This window comes from Dellaglioa sp. CoH-55-MRSF-7 (assembly GCF_056782235.1).
Genome location: NZ_JBXAYI010000104.1, coordinates 1 through 345 on the forward strand (window position 1 = coordinate 1; position 345 = coordinate 345).

A 345-nucleotide genomic window follows, 5' to 3' on the forward strand; every position below is an offset into this window, starting at 1 on the left:
GTGTTGGCGACATCGTGCGCGGCACCGTCGATATCAACGATGTGCTGGTCGTTATCGCATTGACCCACATGACGCACCGTACCGATATTGTGCCGGTTATCGAGGCGTATCGCGAGCGCCCGGGTTATCTGATCGGACTGGACGGTGAAGCATGTCTCCGTGCCGGCCAAGAGCTGTGGGACCGTGGTCTCGTGCATCAGCCGCGTACGTTCGGCGCGTACCCCACGAAGCTCCCGAAGGATACGTGGATTTCGGTGCCAGTGGACGAGCGTGACCTGAGCTGGGGTGCCTGATGGGGATTCGTGATTGGATTCAGGGGACATCTGCATCACGTGATGCAGATAC

At 59.4% G+C, this 345-nt stretch carries 1 protein-coding gene; it reads left to right on the plus strand.

Annotated features, from left to right (window positions below; all coding sequences use genetic code 11):
- On the plus strand, positions 1–293 hold a 293-nt coding region (locus tag AC1RPU_RS08055), incomplete at its 5' end, for a hypothetical protein (RefSeq protein WP_481769651.1).
- Positions 294–345: the final 52 nt, after the last annotated feature.